Annotated in this window: 20 protein-coding genes and 2 pseudogenes; 12 read left to right on the top strand and 10 right to left on the bottom strand. The window is 73.2% G+C overall.

Annotated features, from left to right (window positions below; all coding sequences use genetic code 11):
- Positions 1-930 (top strand): DMT family transporter, encoded by a 930-nt coding sequence (locus QQY24_RS26225; protein ID WP_301975175.1) that lies wholly within the window; start codon positions 1-3, stop codon positions 928-930.
- 40 nt (positions 931-970) lie between these two features.
- Here the strand turns inward: QQY24_RS26225 and QQY24_RS26220 are convergent, their stop codons facing one another.
- Entirely contained in the window at positions 971-2,302 is a 1,332-nt protein-coding gene (locus tag QQY24_RS26220) for an aminotransferase class I/II-fold pyridoxal phosphate-dependent enzyme (RefSeq protein ID WP_301975174.1), read from the bottom strand.
- Positions 2,303-2,351: 49 nt separating this feature from the next.
- Between QQY24_RS26220 and QQY24_RS26215 the strand changes: the two genes are divergently transcribed.
- The gene (locus QQY24_RS26215) at positions 2,352-3,035 is read left to right on the top strand and encodes a pyridoxamine 5'-phosphate oxidase family protein (protein ID WP_301975173.1); all 684 of its coding nucleotides are present in this window, start codon (positions 2,352-2,354) and stop codon (positions 3,033-3,035) included.
- On the opposite strand, the pseudogene QQY24_RS26210 reads toward QQY24_RS26215, so the two are convergent.
- From QQY24_RS26210 to QQY24_RS26195, 4 genes and pseudogenes are all read right to left on the bottom strand, one after another.
- Positions 3,017-3,334, bottom strand: a pseudogene (locus QQY24_RS26210) (hypothetical protein); the annotation flags it as partial. The gene QQY24_RS26215 and the pseudogene QQY24_RS26210 sit on opposite strands and share 19 nt — an antisense overlap.
- A 142-nt stretch (positions 3,335-3,476) precedes the next feature.
- On the bottom strand, positions 3,477-4,490 hold the full coding sequence (locus QQY24_RS26205; protein WP_301975172.1) for a DMT family transporter: 1,014 nt from the start codon (positions 4,488-4,490) through the stop codon (positions 3,477-3,479).
- Positions 4,491-4,536: 46 nt separating this feature from the next.
- Positions 4,537-5,163, bottom strand: a complete 627-nt coding sequence (locus QQY24_RS26200) for a Clp protease N-terminal domain-containing protein (protein ID WP_301975171.1) — start codon at positions 5,161-5,163, stop codon at positions 4,537-4,539.
- 254 nt (positions 5,164-5,417) lie between these two features.
- Entirely contained in the window at positions 5,418-6,062 is a 645-nt protein-coding gene (locus QQY24_RS26195) for a PadR family transcriptional regulator (RefSeq protein ID WP_301976364.1), read from the bottom strand.
- Positions 6,063-6,353: 291 nt separating this feature from the next.
- Here QQY24_RS26195 and QQY24_RS26190 point away from each other — a divergent pair, with 291 nt between their 5' ends.
- A complete protein-coding gene (locus QQY24_RS26190) occupies positions 6,354-6,743 on the top strand; it encodes a VOC family protein (RefSeq protein WP_301975170.1) in 390 nt (129 codons plus the stop codon).
- An 817-nt stretch (positions 6,744-7,560) separates the two neighbouring features.
- Here the strand turns inward: QQY24_RS26190 and QQY24_RS26185 are convergent.
- Genes QQY24_RS26185 through QQY24_RS26175 form a run of 3 tightly spaced genes read right to left on the bottom strand, consistent with a single transcriptional unit; the run spans position 7,561 to position 11,386 of the window.
- On the bottom strand, positions 7,561-8,580 hold the full coding sequence (locus QQY24_RS26185) for an ATP-binding protein (protein WP_301975169.1): 1,020 nt from the start codon (positions 8,578-8,580) through the stop codon (positions 7,561-7,563).
- Positions 8,577-10,637, bottom strand: coding sequence for a transposase (locus QQY24_RS26180; protein WP_301975168.1), 2,061 nt, complete (start codon positions 10,635-10,637; stop codon positions 8,577-8,579). Before QQY24_RS26180 ends, QQY24_RS26185 begins: the two co-directional genes overlap by 4 nt.
- Positions 10,625-11,386, bottom strand: coding sequence for a TnsA-like heteromeric transposase endonuclease subunit (locus QQY24_RS26175; protein ID WP_301975167.1), 762 nt, complete (start codon positions 11,384-11,386; stop codon positions 10,625-10,627). The genes QQY24_RS26180 and QQY24_RS26175 overlap by 13 nt, the downstream gene beginning before the upstream one ends.
- A gap of 187 nt (positions 11,387-11,573) precedes the next feature.
- On the opposite strand from QQY24_RS26175, the gene QQY24_RS26170 reads away from it, so the two are divergent.
- Entirely contained in the window at positions 11,574-12,386 is an 813-nt protein-coding gene (locus QQY24_RS26170) for a PhzF family phenazine biosynthesis protein (protein ID WP_301975166.1), read from the top strand.
- Between the two features lie 16 nt (positions 12,387-12,402).
- On the opposite strand, the gene QQY24_RS26165 is transcribed toward QQY24_RS26170, so the two are convergent.
- On the bottom strand, positions 12,403-13,203 hold the full coding sequence (locus QQY24_RS26165; protein WP_301976363.1) for a CPBP family intramembrane glutamic endopeptidase: 801 nt from the start codon (positions 13,201-13,203) through the stop codon (positions 12,403-12,405).
- Positions 13,204-13,432: 229 nt separating this feature from the next.
- Positions 13,433-14,950 (bottom strand): glutamate--cysteine ligase, encoded by a 1,518-nt coding sequence (locus QQY24_RS26160; RefSeq protein WP_301975165.1) that lies wholly within the window; start codon positions 14,948-14,950, stop codon positions 13,433-13,435.
- A 577-nt stretch (positions 14,951-15,527) separates the two neighbouring features.
- On the opposite strand from QQY24_RS26160, the gene QQY24_RS26155 reads away from it, so the two are divergent.
- The 8 genes and pseudogenes from QQY24_RS26155 (at position 15,528) to QQY24_RS26120 (ending at position 21,497) form a co-directional block, all read left to right on the top strand.
- Positions 15,528-16,112, top strand: a complete 585-nt coding sequence (locus QQY24_RS26155) for a hypothetical protein (protein ID WP_301975164.1) — start codon at positions 15,528-15,530, stop codon at positions 16,110-16,112.
- Positions 16,113-16,460: 348 nt separating this feature from the next.
- The gene (locus QQY24_RS26150; RefSeq protein WP_301976362.1) at positions 16,461-16,667 is read left to right on the top strand and encodes a DUF5999 family protein; all 207 of its coding nucleotides are present in this window, start codon (positions 16,461-16,463) and stop codon (positions 16,665-16,667) included.
- 104 nt (positions 16,668-16,771) lie between these two features.
- Positions 16,772-17,541, top strand: a pseudogene (locus tag QQY24_RS26145) (amino acid transporter); the annotation flags it as partial.
- 70 nt (positions 17,542-17,611) lie between these two features.
- The gene (locus tag QQY24_RS26140; RefSeq protein WP_301975163.1) at positions 17,612-18,007 is read left to right on the top strand and encodes a molybdopterin-binding protein; all 396 of its coding nucleotides are present in this window, start codon (positions 17,612-17,614) and stop codon (positions 18,005-18,007) included.
- 216 nt (positions 18,008-18,223) lie between these two features.
- On the top strand, positions 18,224-19,051 hold the full coding sequence (modA, locus tag QQY24_RS26135) for a molybdate ABC transporter substrate-binding protein (RefSeq protein WP_301975162.1): 828 nt from the start codon (positions 18,224-18,226) through the stop codon (positions 19,049-19,051).
- The gene (gene modB / locus QQY24_RS26130; protein ID WP_301976361.1) at positions 19,048-19,905 is read left to right on the top strand and encodes a molybdate ABC transporter permease subunit; all 858 of its coding nucleotides are present in this window, start codon (positions 19,048-19,050) and stop codon (positions 19,903-19,905) included. Before modA ends, modB begins: the two co-directional genes overlap by 4 nt.
- 58 nt (positions 19,906-19,963) lie before the next feature.
- Complete coding sequence (locus QQY24_RS26125) at positions 19,964-21,049, top strand: ABC transporter ATP-binding protein (protein ID WP_301975161.1); 1,086 nt, start codon at positions 19,964-19,966, stop codon at positions 21,047-21,049.
- 28 nt (positions 21,050-21,077) lie between these two features.
- Positions 21,078-21,497 (top strand): molybdopterin-binding protein, encoded by a 420-nt coding sequence (locus tag QQY24_RS26120; protein WP_301975160.1) that lies wholly within the window; start codon positions 21,078-21,080, stop codon positions 21,495-21,497.
- Positions 21,498-21,533 lie beyond the last annotated feature (36 nt).

The raw sequence follows: 21,533 nt of genomic DNA, 5'->3' as shown, positions 1-21,533 counted from the left end.
ATGAGCACGGTCGCCACCTCCCGCACCCGGTCCCCCGCCCCGGCCCCGCCCCGGCCCCGTACCGACTGGCGGCTGCGTTTCGGTGTCCTGTCCCTGATCTGGGGCTTCAGCTTCCTGCTGATCAAGGTGGGCACGAACGGCTACGCGCCGTTCCAGGTCACGCTGGGCCGGCTGGTGTTCGGCACGGCGGTCCTGGGGGCGGCGATGGCCGTGAAGCGGGAGCGGCTGCCGCGCGGGGCGCGCCTGTGGGGCCGCATGGCGGTCGCCGCGTTCTTCCTCAACGCCCTGCCGTTCTCCCTCTTCGCCTACGCGGAGCTGACCGTCCCGTCCACGCTGGCCGGCATCTGCAACGCCACCTCACCGCTGTGGGGCATGGCCCTGTCCCTGGTCGCCCTGTCCGAGGACCGGCCGACGCGGGTGCGCTTCGCCGGCCTCGGCCTGGGCTTCCTCGGGGTGCTGACGGTCCTCGGCGCGTGGCAGGGCTTCCACGGACTGGACGCCGGGGGGACGGCGATGGCGCTGCTGGCCTCGCTGAGCTATCCGGTCGGCTGGATCTACGTCCGGCGGACACTGGCGGACACGGGGAACTCGCACCTGTCGATGACCGGCGCGCAGCTGCTGCTCGCCACCGTCCAACTGGCCGTGGTCACACCGCTGTTCACCTCGTTCCCCGCGCACCTTCCCCTCGTCCCGCTGCTGGCCGTCGCCGCGCTGGGGGCACTGGGCACGGGGCTGGCGGTCCTCATCCAGTACGGCCTGGTCGCCGAGGTCGGGCCCACCACGGCGCAGATGGTCACGTACTTCGTCCCCGTCATCGCCACGGCGGCGGGCGTCGCGATCCTCGGGGAGTCGCTGAGCTGGAACACGCCGGTGGGCGCGCTGGTCGTCCTCGCGGGGGCGGCGCTGACCCAGGTGCGGCGCGGCGGCTAGGACACGAGCCGCCCGGACCGGGCGGGACGGGCGGGCCCTCCTAGGCGTACGTGCGCACCGGTGCCGGGCGCATCGCCGCCGCCACCGCCTCGGCCAGGGGCCCGGTTTCCTCCGGGGTCAGGGCCGACACGGTGACGCGGATGCCGGGCGGGCTCGCCAGGCGGAAGCGCGCTCCCGGTGTGACCGCCCAGCCCGCGTGCAGGAGACGGGCCACCGCGCCGGTCTCGTCGGGGACGGGCACCCAGACGTTCAGGCCGCTGCGGCCGTGTGCCGCGACACCGTGCCGCGCGAGCGCCCCGATCAGGGCGTCCCGGCGGCTTCCGTAGGAGGCCGCCACCGCGCGGGTGTCCACCGCGCCGTCGCTCCACAGCCGCGCCACGGCCCGCTGGAGGAGCCGGCTCACCCACCCGGGGCCCAGCCGCTGCCGCCCGCGCACCCGGTCGACGGTGACGGCGTCCCCGGTGAACACGGCGAGCCGTAGGTCCGGTCCCCAGGCCTTGGCGACGGAACGCACGAAGGCCCAGTGCCGGGTGGCCCCGGCGAGGGGGTGGAGGGGCACGTCCACGATGCCGTGCCCGTGGTCGTCCTCGATCAGCAGCGTGCCGGGGTGTTCCCGGAGCACCGACCGCAGCGCACGCGCCCGCGCCGCGGTCACCGCGGCCCCGGTCGGGTTCTGCGCCCGGGCGGTGACGATCAGGGCGCGCGCGCCCGACCGCAGCGCACGGCGGACATCGTCGGGACGCGGGCCCTCGTCGTCCACACCGACGGGCAGGGGGCTCAGTCCGAGCGCCGGGACCAGGTCCAGCAGGCTCCCCCAGCCGGGGTCCTCCACCCCGACCGGGTCGCCCGGTTTCAGGTGCGCGGCGAGGACCCGCTCGACGGCGTCCAGCGAGCCGGAGGCCACGGCGAGGGGACCGTCCGGTACTCCGTCGGCGGCCAGGGCGGCACGGGCGAGCCGGGCGAGCTGCGGCTCGACGGGGTCGGACCCGTACAGCACCGGGTCCCGGTCGCCCAGGGCGGCTGCCGCCGCGAAGGCGTCCGCCAGTGGCGGCAGCAGCGTGGGGTCGGGGTTGCCGCCGGCCACGTCCCGCACCCCCGCGGGCACCTCCACCCGGATCTGCTCGCGTCCCGTGGTCGCCGGTTTGGACCGGACCCTGCTGCCCCGGCGTCCGGCGGTCTCGATCACCCCGCGCTCACGCAGGGTGCGGTAGGCGGCCGCCACCGTGTTGGGGTTCACCCCGAGGCGGGCCGCCAACTCCCGCATGGGCGGCAGCGGCCGGCCCGGTTCCAGCTCCCCGGCGCCGACCGCCCGTTCGACGCTGGCCGCGATCTCCGCTGCGCCCCGTCCCTGAATCGGATACTCTCCTAGCACAAAACCAATTATGCACTAGTGCAATGCATCCACCAAGGAGGGGACCGCCGTGCAGGAGACCCGGGAGACGTCCGCGCAGCCCGACGCCTACACCCCGACCGACCGCACCGTGCCCACGCGGTCCGCGAACCGGGCGTCGTACGACAGGGAACTGGTGCACGCGATACTCGACGAGGGCTACGTCTGCCACCTCGGCTTCGTCCGGGACGGCGCCCCGGTGGTGCTGCCGACGCTCTACGGCCGGGTCGGCGAGCGGCTCTACGTCCACGGCTCGACCGGTTCGCGCCCGCTGCGGATGACCGGCGAGGCCGATCCGGGACTGGCGGTGTGCCTGACGGTCACCCACGTCGACGAGCTGGTGCTGGCCCGCTCCGCCTTCCACCACTCGATCAACTACCGCTCCGTGGTGGTGCACGGCGTCGCGCACGAGGTCACCGACCCCGAGGAGCGGCGGCTGGCCCTGGACGCGCTGGTGGACCACGTGGTCCCGGGCCGGGCCGCCGACTCCCGGCCCGCGAACAAGAAGGAGCTGGCCGCCACCGCGGTCATCCGCCTGGACCTGGACGAGGTCTCGGCCAAGGCGCGCACCGGCGGCGCCAACGACGAGCCCGCCGACCTCTCCCTGCCGTACTGGGCCGGCGTCGTCCCGCTCCGCAGGGGCTACGGCGCGCCCGTCGCCAACGCCGACCTGGCCCCCGGCATCGGGCTCCCGGACTACCTGGCGGCGCTGTGACCCAGGGCCTGCCGTCCGGATCCCGCGGGGTTCGCGGGGTCCGACCCGATCCGGGCGGGAGACTCCAGGGGCCGGGCGGACCCGCTCCCGCCGCCCGGCTCCGGGGCCTCGCCCACCGCGGGGCCCGCGACGGCACCGGGCATCAGCAGGACGCCGGCCGCGGTGGCCACTGTGAGCCGCTCGCCGAGCAGCGCGACGGCGAGCACGGCCGCGGTCACCGGCTCCGGCGGCACGACCACCCGGACGACGGCGAACCGGACGACGGCGGCTCCGGCGAGGTAGAGGGCGTGGGCGAGCGACACGAGATCTTCTCCGCGGAGGCGTACCCAGGGGTGCGGGAATCCGGGGCGACCCGCTTCGGCGGGGCGCACGGACTTCGCCCGTGGACAGCACCGTCCTGCCCGGCGCGGTGCGCCGGGCAGGGGTTTCCAAAGGCCCGTCTCAGGCGGCCGTTTCCCGGGTGGACAGCTTTCTTTCCCCGCCGCCTCCGCCGTCACCGGACGCCGGGCCGGTCGGGCTCCCCGCGGGCGACGAGGACTGCGCGATGAACGCGCCGAGGAGGACGACCGCGCCGCCGGCGATCTGCGGTGCCGACAGGCGTTCGCCGAGCAGCACCCAGGCCAGCACGGTCGCGACGACCGCCTCCAGGCAGGCCACGACGCCCGCGACCTGCGGGGACAGCCGGCGCACGGACAGCACGCCGGTGATGTACGCGACGACCGTGGCGACGAGCACGAGCCAGGCGAGCAGGGCGCCGGCCGGGACCGCGGTGCCGTTCAGGTGCGCCGGGCCGGCCAGCACCGACCAGTCCACGGTCCAGGGCCGGGCCACGGCGGTCAGGACGGCGGTGCCGACGAGCAGGCCGTGGGCGACGACCCCGAGCGGGTCCGGTGCCCGGTCACCGGCGTCGCCGCCCTGGCCGGACAGGACGAAGTAGCCCACCTGGCAGCAGGCGGCACCGAGGGCGCTCAGCAGGCCCAACGCGTCGAAGCCCAGCCCCGACCACACCTCCACCACACAGGCGAGACCGCCGACCGCCAGGACCACGCCGAGCGCGGCGGCCCGCGTCACGGGCCGCCGCTGCACGAACCGCACCCAGCCGAGCACGAGCGCGGGTGCCAGGTACTCGACGAGCAGGGCCACCCCGACCGGGATGCGGGAGAGCGCGGCGAAGTAACAGGCCTGGACCCCGGCGACGGCGAGCAGCCCGAACCCGGCGAGCAGCGCGGGACGGCGGCGCGGCAGGGCGCGGTGCCGCACGGCGAGCGGCAGCATGACGACAGCGGCACCGGCCACCCGCAGCCACACCACGTGCAGCGGGTCGAGGCCCGCCTCGATCAGCGGCTTCGCCGCGACCCCGGACCCACCGAAAGCCAGCGCCGAAGCGAGCGCGAGGCCGAGCCCGGCACCCCTGCCGTGGTCGCCGTAACGGCTGTCTGACGTATGCACGGGCACATGATGACAGGGGATGACATGAGCGTCACCCCCATTGGCACCTGTCTCACGGGGTGGACGGGAGGGCGCCGCCGGACCCGTCGCCGGTGCGCTGCGGCGCCCGGCCGCCGGTGCGGCCGCGCAGGTCGCCGCGGGGGATGCCGGCGCGTTCGAGGACCTCCACGGCCCGGGAGCGCGGATCCACGACGAGCACGGCGAGCAGGTCGGTGCCGGTGGCCACGGCGGCGCCGCGGCGCCGGGCGCTTCGGCGGGCCTCCGCCAGGGCGGCGGCAGCGGCGGGCGACCAGTCCCCGGCGTCTCCGCGTCCGGCACCGCGGTGGGCGGGACCGGGCACGGCGGGAAACGTGCCGGAGTCCCCTGCGGCGCCGGGACCGGGCACGGCGGGGAGCGGGCCGGAGTCCTCGACGGCGCCCTGCCAGCGCAGTCCGTAGCCGATGCTGCGCTGCACGAGGTAGCCCAGCAGCCGGGCGAGCTGCCCGGTGGCGGCGACGGCGGCGCGGACCTCCGGGTCGGCCTCCAGGAGCGAGTGGAGCAGATGGGCGGTGTCGGCCTGCCGGTCCCCGTCCCGCACGGCCCTGCGGCGGGCACCGGCGAGCACCGCCGCCAGCTCGGCACTGAGTCCGGCGTACTGGTCCGTGCGCGGGCCGCTCTGCTCCGGGGCCCGGCGGGTCATACGGGATGGCACACCCCCAGCCCATCAGCCCCGGGCCGCCGGGGCATCCGCGAAGGGGACCATCTTCGCGTCCCGCGCGGAGTGGACACCGCCGGCCGGAATCTCATCCTCACGGAGGAGATCAGGCCGGCTTCGCCCCGCGCGCACCCCCCGGGCCCCTCACCGGGGCGCCCGCGGGGCCGGACGCCCCGGCCCCGGCACTCGCGTCCGCCCACCGCTGCTCGTCACCGCCCGCCGACGCGGCGCCCGGCGGCTCAGTGCTCGTCGGCGAGGATGAGGTACAGCTTCCTGCGGGCGTCGTTGATGACGGCCAGCGCCTTCTCGCGCTGCTCCTCGGTGCCGGTCCTCCAGACCTGCCCGAAGGCCTCCATCAGGCTGAAACCGGCCTGGCGGATCTCGCCGAGGGCCTCCCAGTCGACACCGCGCGAGGCCTCCTCCCAGGGAGCCTGCGGACCCTCCTGCGCGGCGCTGCGGCCGCTGCCGGTGAGGGAGAACAGCTTCTTGCCGCCCTCGCTCTCACTGGTGATCAGACCCTCGTCCTCCAGCATCTGGAGGGTGGGGTAGACCGATCCGGGGCTGGGCTTCCACGCACCGCCGCTGCGCCCGGAGATCTCCTGGATCATCTCGTAGCCGTGCATGGGGCGGTCCTTGAGCAGGGCCAGGATCGAGGCGCGCACGTCACCGCGCCGCGCCCTCCCGCGCCCTCCCCCGCGCCCTCGCGGCCCCCAGGGCCCCGGCCCGAAACCTGGACCGAACCCGGGCCCGGGGCCGAAACCGGGACCCCCCGGCCCGAAGGGGCCGAAGGCGGCCCGCCGCCCGCCCCCTCCCCCCATGCCGCCCCGACCCCACCGGCCCGGGCCGTCCTGACGGTGTCCACGCTCGAATCCGTGGGTACGCATCACGATCTCCATCCCGTCGTACGAACTGTCACGTTCCAATCGCGTTCGTTACGCGATGACTCAACGATATATCGGAAACGGTCGCATGCAAACCCCCCGTCACCCCCGCCCGTGACCTGTCGCAGCGAAGTTCGACCGGTCTCACTGAAGATTGACCACTGGCAGGTTCGTCTCACCGAAGTTTGACCGTCGCTGTTCTGAGCCAGCGATCGGATGGTTTGTCAGCCGCGAACGGCGCGGGTGGCGACCGACACTGAGCGGCGGCCCTGTGCGCCCTGAGAGGATCAGGGCATGGCGGACTCACCTATGCAGATCAATGCCCTCATCGTCGATGCCACTGACCCTGAGCGGCTTGCCGCGTTCTGGTCCGAGTTGCTTGGCCGGCCAGTCGTGGGCCGCATGGGACCCTATGTATGGCTGCAGCGCGAGAACGGCCTGGGCCTGGGCTTCCAGGGAACCGGCGAGCCCAAGTCTGTGAAGAACCGTATGCACTTCGACGTCACCTCACCCGACCCGTCCGCAGAGCAACAGCGTGTCGAGGCACTCGGCGGGCGCCGGCTGGAGGAGTACGACGCCGGCGGGTTCCTGGTGATGACGGATCCCGAGGGCAATGAGTTCTGCATCATCCCCGAAGGCCCCTTCGAACTCGATGATGAGGGGCGCGCGGACTACCTCATCTGACCGGCCTTCCCGCCGTCATCGGAGTTTGATCGGCGCTGGCGATACGCCTTCTGCCTGCAGCGTTGTGAGCACGTCCGGCGTTGTTTCTGGCAGGGCCCTGGTGGCAGCGGCCGTTCGCAGACTTCGCAGGGTCGTGATGACGGTGTGGGTGCCGGTTCGGGTGGCTTCGGCGGTGGTGCAGGCCGCGCTGTCGGCGGCGGTGGAGGATTTGGGTTCGCAGGAGGCTGCCGGAGTTGCTGGCGATGTGCTCGCTGGCGGCATCGGTCCGAGCATGTCCGGCGTGGTGTCAGCATCTGGTCGCCGCAGACGGGGCAGATGGGTGGTTCGGATGGATCTGCCGGGCCTGCTTCGGCTGACCATTTCTGCTGGTGCTTGAGGTAGTTGGCCCTTCGACAGGCGGATGAACACAGGCGGTAGCGCTGTCCGGGCTGGATCTTCATGCTCTTGCCGCACTGCCGGCAGGGGGCTCTCAGTGAGGCAGCGCGAGGATGCCGTTCCCGGTGTGCCTTCTCTCGGCAGGCCTGGGAACAGCGCAGGCTCCGGCGTCCGATGACGTCGGAGGGCGGCATCTCCGCGTCGCACTCCAGGCAGCGCCTGGTTTCCAGGGTGGCGAGCAGGATCTCAGGGTCGCGGCCGGTCGCGGCGGCCAGCCGTGTCCAGCTGGGAAGGCCCAGATGGTCGGGCGGTTCGCAGAGGAAGGTTCGCAGGTAGCCGGGCGGGAGATGGTTGGCGTGGGCCAGGCGGACGATGAAGGACCGGACGCCTTCGCCGGCCCGGGGGCGGACCTGGAAGGGCAGGACGCGGATGTTCTCCTGGGTCATCGGGACGTCCTGGGCCCGCGGGACTGAGCCGATTCGGCGGCGACGTCCAGTGAGACGGCCTTCAGTCCGGCCTTGGTGATCTTCTCGGTGCCGTTGAAGATCGCGTCGATCGCGGCCCCGCGGATCTGGTGGGAGAGGGCGCCGATCATGCCGCCGGTGCGGTCGTGCAGGTAGCGGTCCAGTTTCGCCAGGGTGCCGGACCGGTGCCGCCGCAGGGCGAGGGTCTTCTCCATGGTGGCGACCAGGCCCCGCCATTCACTGTTGTAAGGGAAGGGGTGGGTGGGGATCAGGGTGAAACGGCCGGCGATCTGGGCTCCGCGGGTGCCGGTCAGCAGGCTGCCGTGCTCGATGTCGATGCCCGCGTAGATGAACGTCGCGGGGATCCGCTCGGAGAAGTACTTGAGGGTGTCGGCGACTTCGGCGCCGTGCTGGGTGGTGAGCGAGATGTTGTGGAGTTCGTCGACCAGGATCATGCCGGTGCGGGCGTCGGTGCAGACACCGACGACGGACTCGATGAGGTCGGTGATGTTCATGCGGGCCATCACCGGCAGTCCGAGGAACCGGGCGAACTCGGCCGCGATCATGCGGGGTGTCGCGGCGGGCGGGACGGTGACGTAGATGACCGGCTTGCGGTCGGTGGCGGTGGGGTGCCGGGCCCGGTCCAGCAGTTCGTGGGACAGACCGAGCTGGGTGATCGCGATGGTCTTCCCGGTGCCGGCGGGGCCGGAGACGATCAGGCCCCGGCGGGCACTGATCGCATGCCGGTTCAGCACGACCAGGCGGCGGCCGGTGGCGACGGTGTGCCGGACGGCGGAGGTGGCGACCACCAGCAGACGGCCGTGGTGATCGAGGCGGGCTTCGTCGAAGGCGGCCTGGCCGGCCTCGCCGAGCGCGTCGTACTGGGCATCGTCGAGCCGGGGCGGCGGACCCGGCGGCCCGTCGACGAAGCGACGCCAGCCGTCGATCGTGGTCAGGTGCCGCTGGGAGTCCTGGGGCAGAGCGGGTGATGCCGTCATGAGCGTTTCCAGGGGCCTTCGAGCGGGTCGAACAGTCCGAGCGGGATCACCTCGGCCATCGAGTCCTCGCTCTGGTCGACTTCGTCCTCGGGCTCTGCCTGAGCACCGGCAACGGGTGCCGGGGTGAGGGACCCTGCGGCTTTCGTGCGGGCAGCCACCCGCCGGTCGCGCTTGCCGGGCTTCGGGTCCTGCTCGGTCTGCGGGCCGCCGTGGGCCCGGGTGAGCAGGGCGGCGACCGCGTCGGCGATCTCCGCCTCGGTGGCGCGGGGCAGCTGGTGGCTGACGTGGTCCCAGGCCAGGTCGCCGAAGGGGACCGGTGCCCGGTTCAGGTGTTTCCAGGTGGCCGGGACCCACTGGCCGTCACCGCGGTGGTTACGGACCCAGATCCGGGAGACGTCGTAGGGGTCACGGTGGACTTCCCAGAGGCCGCGTTTGGCCCGGACACCGGAGTCCTGCCGACGCATCGGCCCCAGTTCCGGGCTGTCGTAGGTGCGGTTCTTGATCCGGATGCCGTACTCGTTGACCACCCGCCATTCCGCGGGCAGGAGTTCGACGTAGTCATCGCCGCTGAGCGCGATCGGAACGTAGCCGCAGGCCTCGACCAGAGTGGCGTACTTCTCGTTCGGGGTGAACAGCCGGCCCGGGTGGGACGGATCGCGCAGACCGTCGTGCTTGCGGTTCTGCCACTTGGCGACGATCCACTCGTCCAGGAGTTCCTGAAGCTCGAGCAGGGACCACAGGCGTTCGTGCTCCAGGTGGCGCCCGCGGTGGTCGGTGTTGCGGCCGGTGTAGCCGGGCAGGAACTGCGCGAACAGCGTGGCCACCGAGCCCAGCATCTTCTCGATGTGGCCCTTCTCGAACCCGGAACCCTTGTGCGTCGGCTGGAACTCGATCTCCAGGAAGCGGCAGGAGGAGCGGAAGTTCCGCGAGATGAACACGCTTCCGTGGTCGCAGACGATCATCTCCGGGACGATTACCGGCCGCGCCGCGGCGTGTTCCAGCCGTTCGTCCAGCGCCAGCAGACGGCGGTGGGGCAGCACCGAACGGGACATGCTCAGCGCGTCCTTCCAGCCCGGCCGCATCAGCTCGGGAGTGACGGTGCGGGCCAGCAGCACGCCGGCGTCCACGGACTTCGTGGTCGGACGCAGCACCGCCGCGGTCAGGGTTCGGGTGGCGACATCGACCATGGCGGTGAGCTCGACTTTGCCCGTGACGCCGTTGTCGAGCAGGACCAGCACGTCCAGCGGGGTGGAGTCGATCTGCATGATCTCGCCCGGCGCGAAGACCGGCAGCTGACCGTGAGGGGTCTTGGCGCCGTGGGCCTTGGAACGGCGGGTCGTGGCCGACCCGGTGGTGTGGGTGCCCGCGGTCAGTTTCGCCAGCAGCCGGTAGAGCGTCGCGCGGGACGGAAGCTTCGCCGCCCGGCCCTCCGGGGTCTTCTGGAGGATTTCTCCGACTCTCCAGAGGAGGAAGGTCCCCGTGCGGGTTGATGCGTCGACGGCCTCGTCGATCGCCTGCCGCATCGCATCGACCACCGCCTCGTCGACCTCTCCGAACTGTGGTGTCTTGCGCATCGGCCGGTGGTCGGCGAGGCCGATCACCCCCTGTTCCTGGTAGCGGCGCCGACGGTGGGCGACCGTGCTGGGTGTCACCGGGTGCCCGGCGGCCGCCAGTTCAGCGGCCTTGGCCCGCTGGCGTGCGGTCAGCGACCGGTCCGGCCCGTATTCGGGCCGCGGCGTCGTGCCGGGCTCCGCTCCCGGCGGCAGGCCGTGCAGCACCTCCAGGATGTGGCCCTCCCACCACAAGGCCTTCGCCGTCACCGCTTCGGGGAAGGTCTCCAGCAGGGAGGCCGGCGGCAGCGGCATCCGCATCGGTGTGCCCACGACCTGGAAGTCGTGGGCGTCGAACAGCTCCAGCAACGGGACCGCGCGATACGGCTCCTTCTCGTCGGTCAAGGTCAGGGCCACTGCCGAGACGGCAAGCACCGCGCGGACCTGTCCGTCGAACCGGACCCGGTCCCCGACCGCGATCCGAGGCGGCCGCTTCAGCCGGCCCACGGCTTCCTCCTCCCGGCGCTGACCAGGCTCTCCGTTCCCAGCAGCCTGGACTCCAGATCCGTCACGAGCTGCCCGGACCACAGCAGGTGGAACAGCACCGGCAGGACCTGCAGACGGTCACCGACCCGCTCGGCTCCGGCCCACAACGGCAACGGCTCCGAGAACACCTCCAGCAGCCGGGCCGCGACGTCCACCGGCCGTCCGGAGCGGTCACGCCGATAGCGGGCCAGCCACCGGACATTCGCCATGAATACCGGCTCCGGCATGCCCACGTGCTGAAACTCCCAGCCCACCGCATCGCAGGCCCGGCGGGTCGCAGCGAAGGCCTGCGCGGTCCGCTCATCCATGCGGTCGCCAGCCCGGACGTCGATCACACGGCCTCGTCCGTCACCGAGCCGTACGAAGTAGTCAGGGGCGTGACGCCGCGGTCTCTGCCCGTCGTGCCAGTGCAGCCAGAAGGGCTGAGAGCCGATCCCGACGACCTCCGGATCCCGGTCCAGCAAGATCAACCGATCCCGCTCGAGCCACGACTCGTAGCCCACGTGATCGCCGACCGTGACCGCGTAGTACCAGCCCGCGAAGCTCTTCTCACCCTTCGTCCAGCGGAACGGACGTACAGGTTCCGCCTCCTCGAAGCGTGTGTTCCAGGCCCTGCCCAACGGCAGCCGAAGACGCTCTCCAGACCTCACAAAGTCCAGCTCAAACGCCGAAAGCGCCTCGTCACCGAATGCCCGTACAGGTGTAGCCACCGTCGCCCCCGCCCCTTGCAACCCCAACCGTCGCGAACGTAGAGCAGCAGCCGGTCAAACTTCAGTGAGAACGGTCAAAGTTCACTGAGACGAGTCAGCCCGGCCCCCCCGGTTCCCCGCGCGAAACGGGCCACCACCCGCGCGTTGGTTTTGGTGCACCCCTCGCCACGCCTCTAACGTCGGCGCCATGCGCATCAGAATCGTCGACGCCTTCACCGACCGCCCCTTCGCCGGCAACCCGGCCGGAGTCCTGCTCCTGGACGACGTCTTCCCGGACGACGACTGGCTCCAGAACGTCGCCATGGAGGTCAACCACGCCGAGACCGCGTTCGCGCACCCGCTGCCCGGGGACGGCGAGGCACAGTGGGCACTGCGCTGGTTCACCCCTGTCGCGGAGGTCGCCCTGTGCGGGCACGCCACCCTCGCCACGGCCCACGTGCTGTTCACCACCGGCGCCCACGAGGGGCCCGCGCGGTTCGCCACCCGCAGCGGCGTACTGGTGGCCACGCCCGGCATGGACGGCTCGATCACCCTGGACTTCCCGACCGCCCCGCTCACCGAGGTGGAGGTCCCGGCCGGTGTCGCCGACGCGCTGGGCGCCGCACCGGTCGCCGTGTACGACACCGGCCCGAACGTCGGGGACCTGCTGGTGGAACTCGCCGACGAGAAGACCGTCCTGGGGCTCGCCCCGGATCACGGGGCCCTCGCCGCCCACTCCGCGCGCGGCGTCATCGCCACCGCCCGCGCCGACGACCCGGCCCTCGGCTACGACTTCGTCTCGCGCTGCTTCTTCCCGAACGTCGGCATCGACGAGGACCCGGTCACCGGCAGCGCCCACACCGCGCTCGCCCCGCTCTGGTCCGCCCGCCTCGGCCGCGACGACCTCACGGGCCTGCAGGCCTCCCGCCGCACCGGCCTGGTCCGCACCGGGCTGCGCGGCGGGCGCACACTGCTCACGGGCCGCGCGGTCACCGTCCTCGACGGCGAGCTGCTCGCCTGACCGGGCGGGCCGCCGCTCAGGCCGTCGGCAGCCAGCCCACCCTGCCCGCGAGCAGGGCGTAACCGACGAACGCGCCGATGTCGAGCAGCGAGTGCGCGACGACCAGGGGCCCGACGCGGCCCCAGCGGCGGTACAGCCAGACGAAGACCACGCCCATGACCACGTTGCCGACGAAGCCGCCGATGCCCTGGTAGAGGTGGTACGACCCGCGCAGGACCGCGCTGGCCACCAGCGCGGTCCCCGGGCCCCAGCCCAGCCGGCCGAGCCTGCGCAGCAGGTAGCCGACGACGATCACCTCTTCGAGGACCGCGTTCTGCAGCGCGGACAGGATCAGCACCGGGTACTTCCACCACACCCCGGGCAGGGCCTCGGGGACGACGGTGAGGTTGGAGCCCAGTCCGCGGGCGGCCAGGTAGAAGGCGATGCCGGTGCTGCCGATCACGGCCGCGACCCCGGCCCCGCGGGCCAGGTCGGACCAGGGTCGGGTGCGGTCGAACCCGAGGGTGCGCAGGCCCTCGCCCTCGCGCAGCAGGAGGTGGGCGACCAGGGCGACGGGGACCAGCGCGGTGGCGATGCCGAACAGCTGCCAGGCCAGGTCGAGCCAGGGGCGGCCGGGTGCGGCGGAGGCGTTGAGGGTGGCCGCCTGGTCCTTCAGACCGCCGGGTTTCGTGACCGAGCCGATGAAGCTGATCAGGGCGGAAACGCCGCTCGCGCCGAGCGACAGCGCTAGGACGAGCAGCGTCTCGTCCCGGAGGGTCCGCCGCGGGTTCCGCTCCCGCGGGTACGACTCGGCCACCGCCTCAGCGTCCACGTGCACTCCTGCCTTCGGTCCGGTCACGAGAGGTCAGCATGCCGGATGGAGATGCGGAGCGCTTGCCCGGCCGGGCTCTTCACGGGGCCGGCGAACGGGGCGCGGCCGGTGCCCGCACGCCCGCCGCACGCCCGCCGCACGTCGGAGCGCGTCCGCGGGCCGCCTTCCGCGGGTCGCCGCGACCGCGCCCCGCCCGGGGACACGGCCGCGGCGGCCCGCCCGCCGCCCCGGACGCTCAGCCGAGCGGCACCGGCGCCGGGAGCCCGACCGGCCAGGTGTGGACCGGCTCCCCCACGTGCATCAGCTGGGCGTAGCGGCGCGTCGTCACCGCGAGGGCCGCCTCGCGGCTCAGACCCTGCTCCCGCAGCCCGTGGAAGGTGGCCGCCTGCCAGGACGCGCCGTTGACCCGGCGCCGGCAGCGCTCCTCGATGACGCCGAGGTAGAGGTCCCGGTCGGCGGCCTCCACGCCCCACGCGTCCAGTCCGGCCGAGGCCAGCGGCAGCAGTTCGTCGCGGACCAGGGTGACGGCGTCGACCTCGCCCGTGCCGCCGTAACGCCCCCGCCGGGGCCAGACGAAGCGCGCGTCGATGCCGTGCCGGCACGCCGCGTCGAAGTTGGCCTCGGCCGCCTCGAAGGGCAGCCGGGTCCACACCGGCCGCGCCTCCTCGGCGAGGGCCCGCACCAGGCCGTAGTAGAAGGCCGCGTTGGCGATCACGTCGGTGATGGTCGGGCCGGCCGGCAGCACCCGGTTCTCCACCCGCAGGTGCGGGACCCCGTCCGCGATGTCGAACACGGGCCGGTTCCAGCGGTACACCGTGCCGTTGTGCAGGACGAGTTCGGCGAGCTTCGGGATGCCGCCGGCGTCGAGGACCTCCAGCGGGTCCTCGTCGTCGCAGATCGGGATCAGGGCCGGGAAGAAGCGCAGGTTCTCCTCGAACAGGTCGTACGCCGAGGTGACCCACCGCTCGCCGAACCAGGTGCGCGGCCGTACGCCCTGCGCCTGGAGTTCGGGCGGGCGGGTGTCGGTGGCCTGCAGGAACAGCGGCGGGCGGGACTCGCGCCACAGCTCGTGCCCGAACAGGAACGGCGAGTTGGCGCCGACGGCGATCTGCGCGGCGGAGGCCGCCTGCGCGGCGTTCCACACGTCGGCGAACCGGTCCGGGGTGACCTGGAGGTGCAACTGCACGGAGGTGCACGCGGCTTCGGGCACGATGGACTTCGAGGTGCAGGTCAGATGCTCCACCCCGTCGATGTCGAGGCGGAAGTCCTCCCCCCGGGCGGCCACGATCTGGTCGTTGAGCAGGGTGTAGCGGTCCGCCTCGGAGAGGTTGGAGGACACGAGGTCGTCGCGGCCCAGGGTGGGCAGAATGCCGATCATCACGATCCCGGCGTCCACCTCGCCGGCCTTGCGGTCGGCGTACGCGAGCGAGGTGCGCAGTTCCTCGGCGAGCTGGTCGAATACCCTGCCGCCCAATCGGTGCGGAGTGATGTTCACTTCCAGGTTGAACATGGCCAGTTCTGTTTGGAAATCACGGCTCGCGATGCGCTCCAGTACTTGACCGTTCAGCATTCTGGGCATGCCGTCGGAACCGGCGAGATTCAATTCGATCTCCACCCCCATGAGGTTCTTGGGGCGGTCGAACCGCTTCTCCGCCAGCAGTCGCTCCAGTCCTGCCAGGCACTTTTGCAGCTTTTCGCGGTAGCGCTGGCGATCGGACAGGTCGAACTGCCCTGCCACGACCTTCTCCCCCATCGAAATGTCCCTCCATCGGATGGGCGGGCCGAGCTCCGGCCGCCGGGGTCCCGGGTCAGGTGGGATGATGCCCAGCGGAAGCGATCGATAACGTCCCGCGCGGCCCCGGTACCCGCTACCCTCTTGTGTGTTCCCTGCGGCACATTCACGAGGCATGCTGCAGTATGGACCTTCGGGTGCCCCGATCGCCTCGTGAAAAACGCCGACGACATTCGGCCGTCCACTGCGGCGGTACATTCCGAGGTCAGGAGCGCGGACCGGGGCGGGAAATCGGGACGAATACCTCGGATCGGCGGCCGAATGGCCCCTTGCCCGGTCCACCGGAATCCGATAGCCGAAACACCGGGTGAACACCTGTCGTATAAACTTCGCGAACAAGGCCGAAGGTTGGCGCCCGCGGTCCGGTTCGCCGTGCTCCTGCCGTGTTCCAGCCGTCAAGGTGACGGGCGGCAGGCCTCGGCCGCACCTCTCGTGCACCCACCCGGGCCCCCACCTCTCAGGCCACCCGTGAGCAGACAGCGTCGTCCGCCCCACCCTCCTCGCGCCGCCGCGCCTGTCGAACGAGAGGCGACCCACCATGCCGCTGCACGTGCCCCCTGCCCCCGCGCCCGCCTTGCGCTCCGTCCTGACAGCCCTCGGTTCCCCCAGTGCGGTCCGAGAGGCCCGCACCCCCGCCCTGCGGGCCGCACAGGGGCCCACGACTCCCGAACTCCCGCTTCCCGTCCACGTACTGGACCGGATCACCCCGCAGGGGCTGTCCGCGACCAGACTGGCCGGCTGGCGCTTCCTGATCCGGTGCGGCGAGCGTGCGGTGGCCGCGGCCGACACCATGCTGACCGCCGACGGCTGGGCCTTCTCGCACTTCTTCGAAGGTCCCTACATCGCCTCCACCGAGCGCGCGGTCCAGCAGGCCGAGGCGCTCCCGCAGCCGTACCAGCCGCGCCTGCTGTCCGTACCCGGCCTGTACATGCTCACCCTGTGGCTGCACGGCGACTGCGCGGCCGAGGCCGCCGAGGGCCACCCGGTCGCCAGCGACCTGCTCGTCCCACTGGCCCCGGCACCGCCCGGCATCTCGGCCCACCGGCCGCACCGGGTCGCCGAACTGCTTCCCGTGCTGACCCATCGGGCGACTCCCGTTCCACTGCTCGGCTCACCTGCCTGAACGACGCCCGCGTACCCCGCCGACCGCCAGGGAAGCGGGGTACGACTGTTTTTCCGGCCCCGTTCCACCGCCGGGCGGCCCGGTGACGCTCACGGGAGCCTTCACCTGCTCCGACGAGCCGGAACGGCGGTCCCTTCCCCGCGGACCAGTCCCATGTGACCCCCTCGAACCACCCGAACGGACGATGGAATCGGATTGAACCGTCCGCGCGGGTGACGCGTCGTGGACCCGTGGGAAGCGGTGCTGCGAAACACCTGCGGAATGGCGCCCGGAGGGCAACACTGGATTCCGACCGACCAGTCTTCACGGGGGATAGACATGACCACGACAAAGCGAGAGATCCCGCCCATGTGCCAGCACCAGCCGCCGTGCCCGCCAGCCGAGTCAGCCGACCGGGAGTCCGCCCGCCTCGCGGCGCACCACCCGGAGCAGGGCTGGAGCCTGCTGTGCAACGGCGTCCTGCTCTTCGAGGACACCGGCGAGCTCCTGCCCGACGGCCGGGTCATCGACCCGCACCGCCCGCTGGGTGCGGACCGGGTGATGAGCGCGGCCTGAGCACCTCCCGGGCGGTCACCCGCACCGTCCGGTGAGCCGGGGCCGGAGGCACACCCGCGGTGCGCGCCGGCCCCGATGCGCGTCCGGCGCCGACGGCGGTGGGGGTGACGCGGATCTTCGACGCCGACGTCGACGAGCAGGGCAGCACCTACGCCACCGGCGTGCTGGTGCGGATCAGTTCGGCGGCGATCGCGGTGACCATCGCCGCGCGCAGGAGGAAGCGCGGCTGGACCGTCGCGTTCGCGGTCATCTCGGCGGTGTTCCTCTGCACGAGCGTCGTCCACGTCGTCGAGCGGCCGGACGGCGTGAGGATCGGCGCCTGCTTCAATCACGGGCATCACCCTCGTCTCGCCGCCGTCCCGGCCGGCCCGCGCCTTCGACTGCGGGTGCCCGGCGTGACCCCGGGCCCGCTGGCGGAACGCCTCGTGCGGGACGCGGCCGCCCGCAGGACGCGGTTCGTCGCCGACGAGCGCGACCGGCGCGACCGGGCCCAGTACCGCGACAAGATCGAGCAGGTCCGGGCCGGCAACGACCTGCCCGGGCAGAGGACTTCGTCTTCGTCGAGGTCGCGGTGACCGACCCGTCCGGGTTCGGGACGGGCCTGACCGTGCGCGGCGAGATCCTGCACCACCGCCACCGCGTCCTGACCGTGGAGCCGCCCTCCGTCCCCGACGCCCCGGTCGCGTTCCTCCTCCGCGTCCGGGGCCCCACCGGCTGCGCACCGCACGTCCACTTCGAACGACCCGAGGGCAACCCGTTCAGGAACTTCCTGCGCTTCTTCCTCCTCGGACGGGGCGAGGTCGCCCCGGTCACCCGGGAGGTCCCGTGCGAGGCGGGACCGCACCGGGCCCGGCGCCCCCGCGTCCACACCGGCCGACGCGCCCGTGCCGGCGCCGGGCACCCGCCCGCGCGGGCTGCCCGGCGGTGGCCCTATCGTGACCGGCATGCAGTCCTACACGATCGGCCAGGCGGCGCGGCTGCTCGGCGTCAGCCCGGACACCGCCCGCCGCTGGGCCGACGCCGGCCGGGTGGCCACCCACCGCGACGAGTCCGGGCGACGGCTCATCGACGGGCGGGACCTCGCCGCCTTCTCGGTCGAGCTGGCCAGGGCCGGCGGCGGCGAGGAGGGCGCCTCCTCCACCTCGGTCCGCAACGCCTTCCCGGGCATCGTCACCGCCATCAAGCTCGGCGACGTCGCCGCCCAGGTGGAGATCCAGGCGGGGCCGCACCGGCTGGTCTCCCTGCTGACCCGGGAAGCCGTCGAGGAACTGGGACTCGAGGTCGGCGTGGAGGCCACCGCGCGCGTCAAGTCCACGAACGTACACGTCGACCGCGTCTGACCGCGCCCGGCGGAGCGCCTCCCGGTGGCCACGCGGAAGGCACCGCGGGAACGCACATGCCACCCTTCCGCCCCCGCACTCCCGCTCATGCGACCCGACGGAGGATTCCTGCCTGGCACATGCGGCAGTATCATCACGGCACGCACGTGCCCGACCGCCACAGGGCGCGACAGCGCGCGGCAGCCGTTCGCCAGGACCCGAGGAGCAGATCCCGTGATGACCCGTTCCGCGCACCGGACCCGGACGCTGCGGCTGGCCGGCGCCGGGGCCGCCGCCCTGCTGGCACTGAGTGCCTGCTCCTCCTCCGGCGACTCCCCGGACGCCGCGCCGGACGAGCCGGGCGCCTCCGGCTCCTCCCCTTCCGCGCTGTCCGGCACGGTCACCGTGTTCGCGGCGGCCTCGTTGCAGGAGAGCTTCACGACGCTGGGCGAGGAGTTCGAGCGGCAGCACCCCGGCACCCGGGTGAGCTTCAGCTTCGGCGGCAGCGACACCCTGGCCGCGAACATCACCGCGGGCGCCCCGGCGGACGTGTTCGCCGCGGCCAGCACCACGACCATGGGCATCGTGACGGGGAAGGAGGACACGGCCGGTACCCCGGCCACCTTCGCCCGCAACCGGCTGGAGATCGCCACCCTGCCGGGCAACCCCGACAAGGTGTCCTCCCTGAAGGACCTCACCAGGCCCGGCCTGAAGGTCGTGCTGTGCGACAGGACGGTGCCGTGCGGTGCCGCCGCCCGGAAGGCCCTGGAACAGGGCGGCCTCGAGCTCACGCCGGTGTCCTACGAGCAGGACGTCAAGAGCGCCCTGACGAAGGTGGAGCTAAAGGAGGCCGACGCGGCCGTCGTCTACAGGACCGACGTGCGCGCGGCCGGTGCCAAGGTGCGGGGCGTGGAGTTCCCCGAGGCGGCCGGGGCGGTCAACGACTATCCGATCGCCCTGCTGAAGAACGCGCCCAACGCACGGGCCGCCAAGGCGTTCGTCGCGCTGGTCCGGTCCGCCGAGGGCCGGAGGGTCCTCGGCCGGGCCGGGTTCCTCAAGCCGTGACCCCGCTCGACCGGCCCCGCGCCGCGGCCGGCCCCCGCACGGACGGACCGCCGCGCCGCCGCGTCCGCGCCGGCCGGCGCGGTGCTCCCCTCCCGCTGCTCGTGCCGGGCGTGGTGGCGCTGGCCTTCCTGCTGCTGCCCCTGGTCGCGCTGCTCGTGCGCGCCCCCTGGCGCGGCCTGCCGGAGCAGCTGACCGGCACCGAGGTGTGGCAGGCGCTGCGGCTGTCCCTGGTGAGTGCGACCGCGGCGACCGCCGTGAGCCTCGTCCTGGGCGTACCGCTGGCCTGGCTGCTCGCGCGGACGGACTTCCCCGGCCGCGGACTCGTCCGGGCCCTGGTGACCCTGCCGCTGGTGCTGCCACCGGTGGTCGGCGGTGTGGCCCTGCTGCTGGCCCTCGGCCGCAACGGGGTCGTCGGCCGGTGGCTCGACGCCTGGTTCGGCGTGACCCTGCCGTTCACCACCACCGGGGTGGTGGTCGCGGAGGCGTTCGTCGCGATGCCGTTCCTGGTGATCAGCGTGGAGGGCACGCTGCGCGCGGCCGACCCGCGCTTCGAGGAAGCGGCCGCCACCCTCGGCGCCTCCCGCTTCACCGCGTTCCGCCGGGTCACCCTGCCGCTGATCGCCCCGGGCATCGCCGCGGGCGCCGTCCTGGCCTGGGCCCGCGCGCTCGGTGAGTTCGGCGCGACGATCACCTTCGCGGGCAACTTCCCCGGCCGTACCCGCACGATGCCCCTCGCCGTCTACCTCGCCCTGCAGAACGACCCCGAGGCCGCCATCGCCCTCAGCCTGGTCCTGCTGGCCGTGTCCGTGGCCGTGCTCGCCGGTCTGCGCGACCGGTGGATGACGGGAGCGTGACGGTGAGGCGAGGACGCGCGGCGGACCTCCGCCCGCCCGCCCGGGAAGGACGCCCCTCATGACCGGCACCGGTGCCCGCACGACCGGCCCGGACCCCGCGGGCGGCCAGGGCCTCGACGCCCGGCTCGTCGTCGCACGGGGCTCCTTCCGGCTCGACGTGGCCCTGAGCGCCGCCCCCGGGGACGTGGTCGCGCTGCTCGGCCCCAACGGTGCCGGCAAGACCACCGCCCTGCGCGCCCTCGCCGGACTCGTCCCGCTCTCCGACGGCCACCTGCGGCTGGACGGCACGTCCCTGGAGCGGACCCCGCCGGAGTCCCGCCCGGTCGGCGTGGTCTTCCAGGACTACCTGCTCTTCCCGCACCTGTCCGCCCTGGACAACGTGGCCTTCGGACCGCGCTGCCGGGGCGCCGGCAGGGCCGGGGCCCGCGCGCAGGCCGCCGCCTGGCTGGAGCGCATGGGCCTCGCCGACCACGCCCACGCCAAGCCGCGCCGCCTGTCCGGCGGCCAGGCCCAGCGGGTGGCCCTGGCCCGGGCGCTGGCCACCCGGCCCCGGCTGCTGCTGCTGGACGAACCGCTCGCGGCCCTGGACGCCCGGACCCGCGTGGAGGTCCGCGCCCAGCTCCGCCGCCACCTGGCCGCCTTCGAGGCGGTCGCCGTCCTCGTCACGCACGACCCGCTGGACGCCATGGTGCTCGCGGACCGGCTGGTGGTCGTCGAGCACGGCCGGGTCGTGCAGGAGGGCGCGCCGGCGGACATCGCGCGCCGCCCGCGCACGGACTACATCGCGCAGCTGGTCGGCCTCAACCTCTACCGGGGGCAGGCCGACGGGCACGCGGTGCGGCTGGCCGCCGGAGCCGGGATCACCACCACCGAGGCCCTGTCCGGACCGGTGTTCGTGGCGTTCCCGCCGTCCGCCGTCACGCTGTTCCGGGACCGGCCCACCGGCTCCAGCGCCCGCAACCTGTGGCACTGCCGGGTCACCGGCCTGGAGACCCACGGCGACCGGGTCCGCGCCGACCTCACCGGCGAGCTCCCCCTGGCCGCCGACCTCACCACCGTCGCCGCGGCCGAACTGGACCTGCACCCGGGCGCACCGGTCTGGGCGACCGTGAAAGCGACGCAGACCCACACGTACCCGGCCTGAGCGGACATCCGCTCTACGGTGGGTGCCCATGACACTGAGCATCCGCAACCAGCTCCCCGGCACCGTCACCGCCGTCCGGCCCGGCGAGGTCATGGCCACCGTCGAGATCCGCCTGGACGGCGGTCAGGACCTCGTGACGGCCATCACCCTGGAGGCCGTGGAGGAACTCGGCCTCGTCCCGGGCACCGCCGTCCGCGCCCTGGTGAAGGCCACGGAGGTCTCCCTCGCCACCAGCCGGGCCGACGGCCTGTCGATCCGCAACCGGCTTCCCGGCACGATCACCCGGCTCCGGACCGGCGAGGTCATGGCCACCGCGAAGGTCGCCGTCGACGGCGGTGAACTCACCGCGGCCGTGACGAAGGACGCGGCCACCGAGCTGGGCCTGTTCGTCGGCTCCGCCGTCATCGCCCTGATCAAGGCGACCGAGGTGTCGCTGGCGACGGTGTGACACGCGTGGGGCCCCGCCCGGACCGCCGGGCGGGGC

Origin of the sequence: Streptomyces sp. TG1A-8 (genome assembly GCF_030499535.1) — a bacterium.
Classification (GTDB): Bacteria; Actinomycetota; Actinomycetes; order Streptomycetales; family Streptomycetaceae; genus Streptomyces.
The sequence above is the reverse complement of the archived record's forward strand: the minus strand, read 5'-3'. Positions and strand labels throughout refer to the sequence as shown.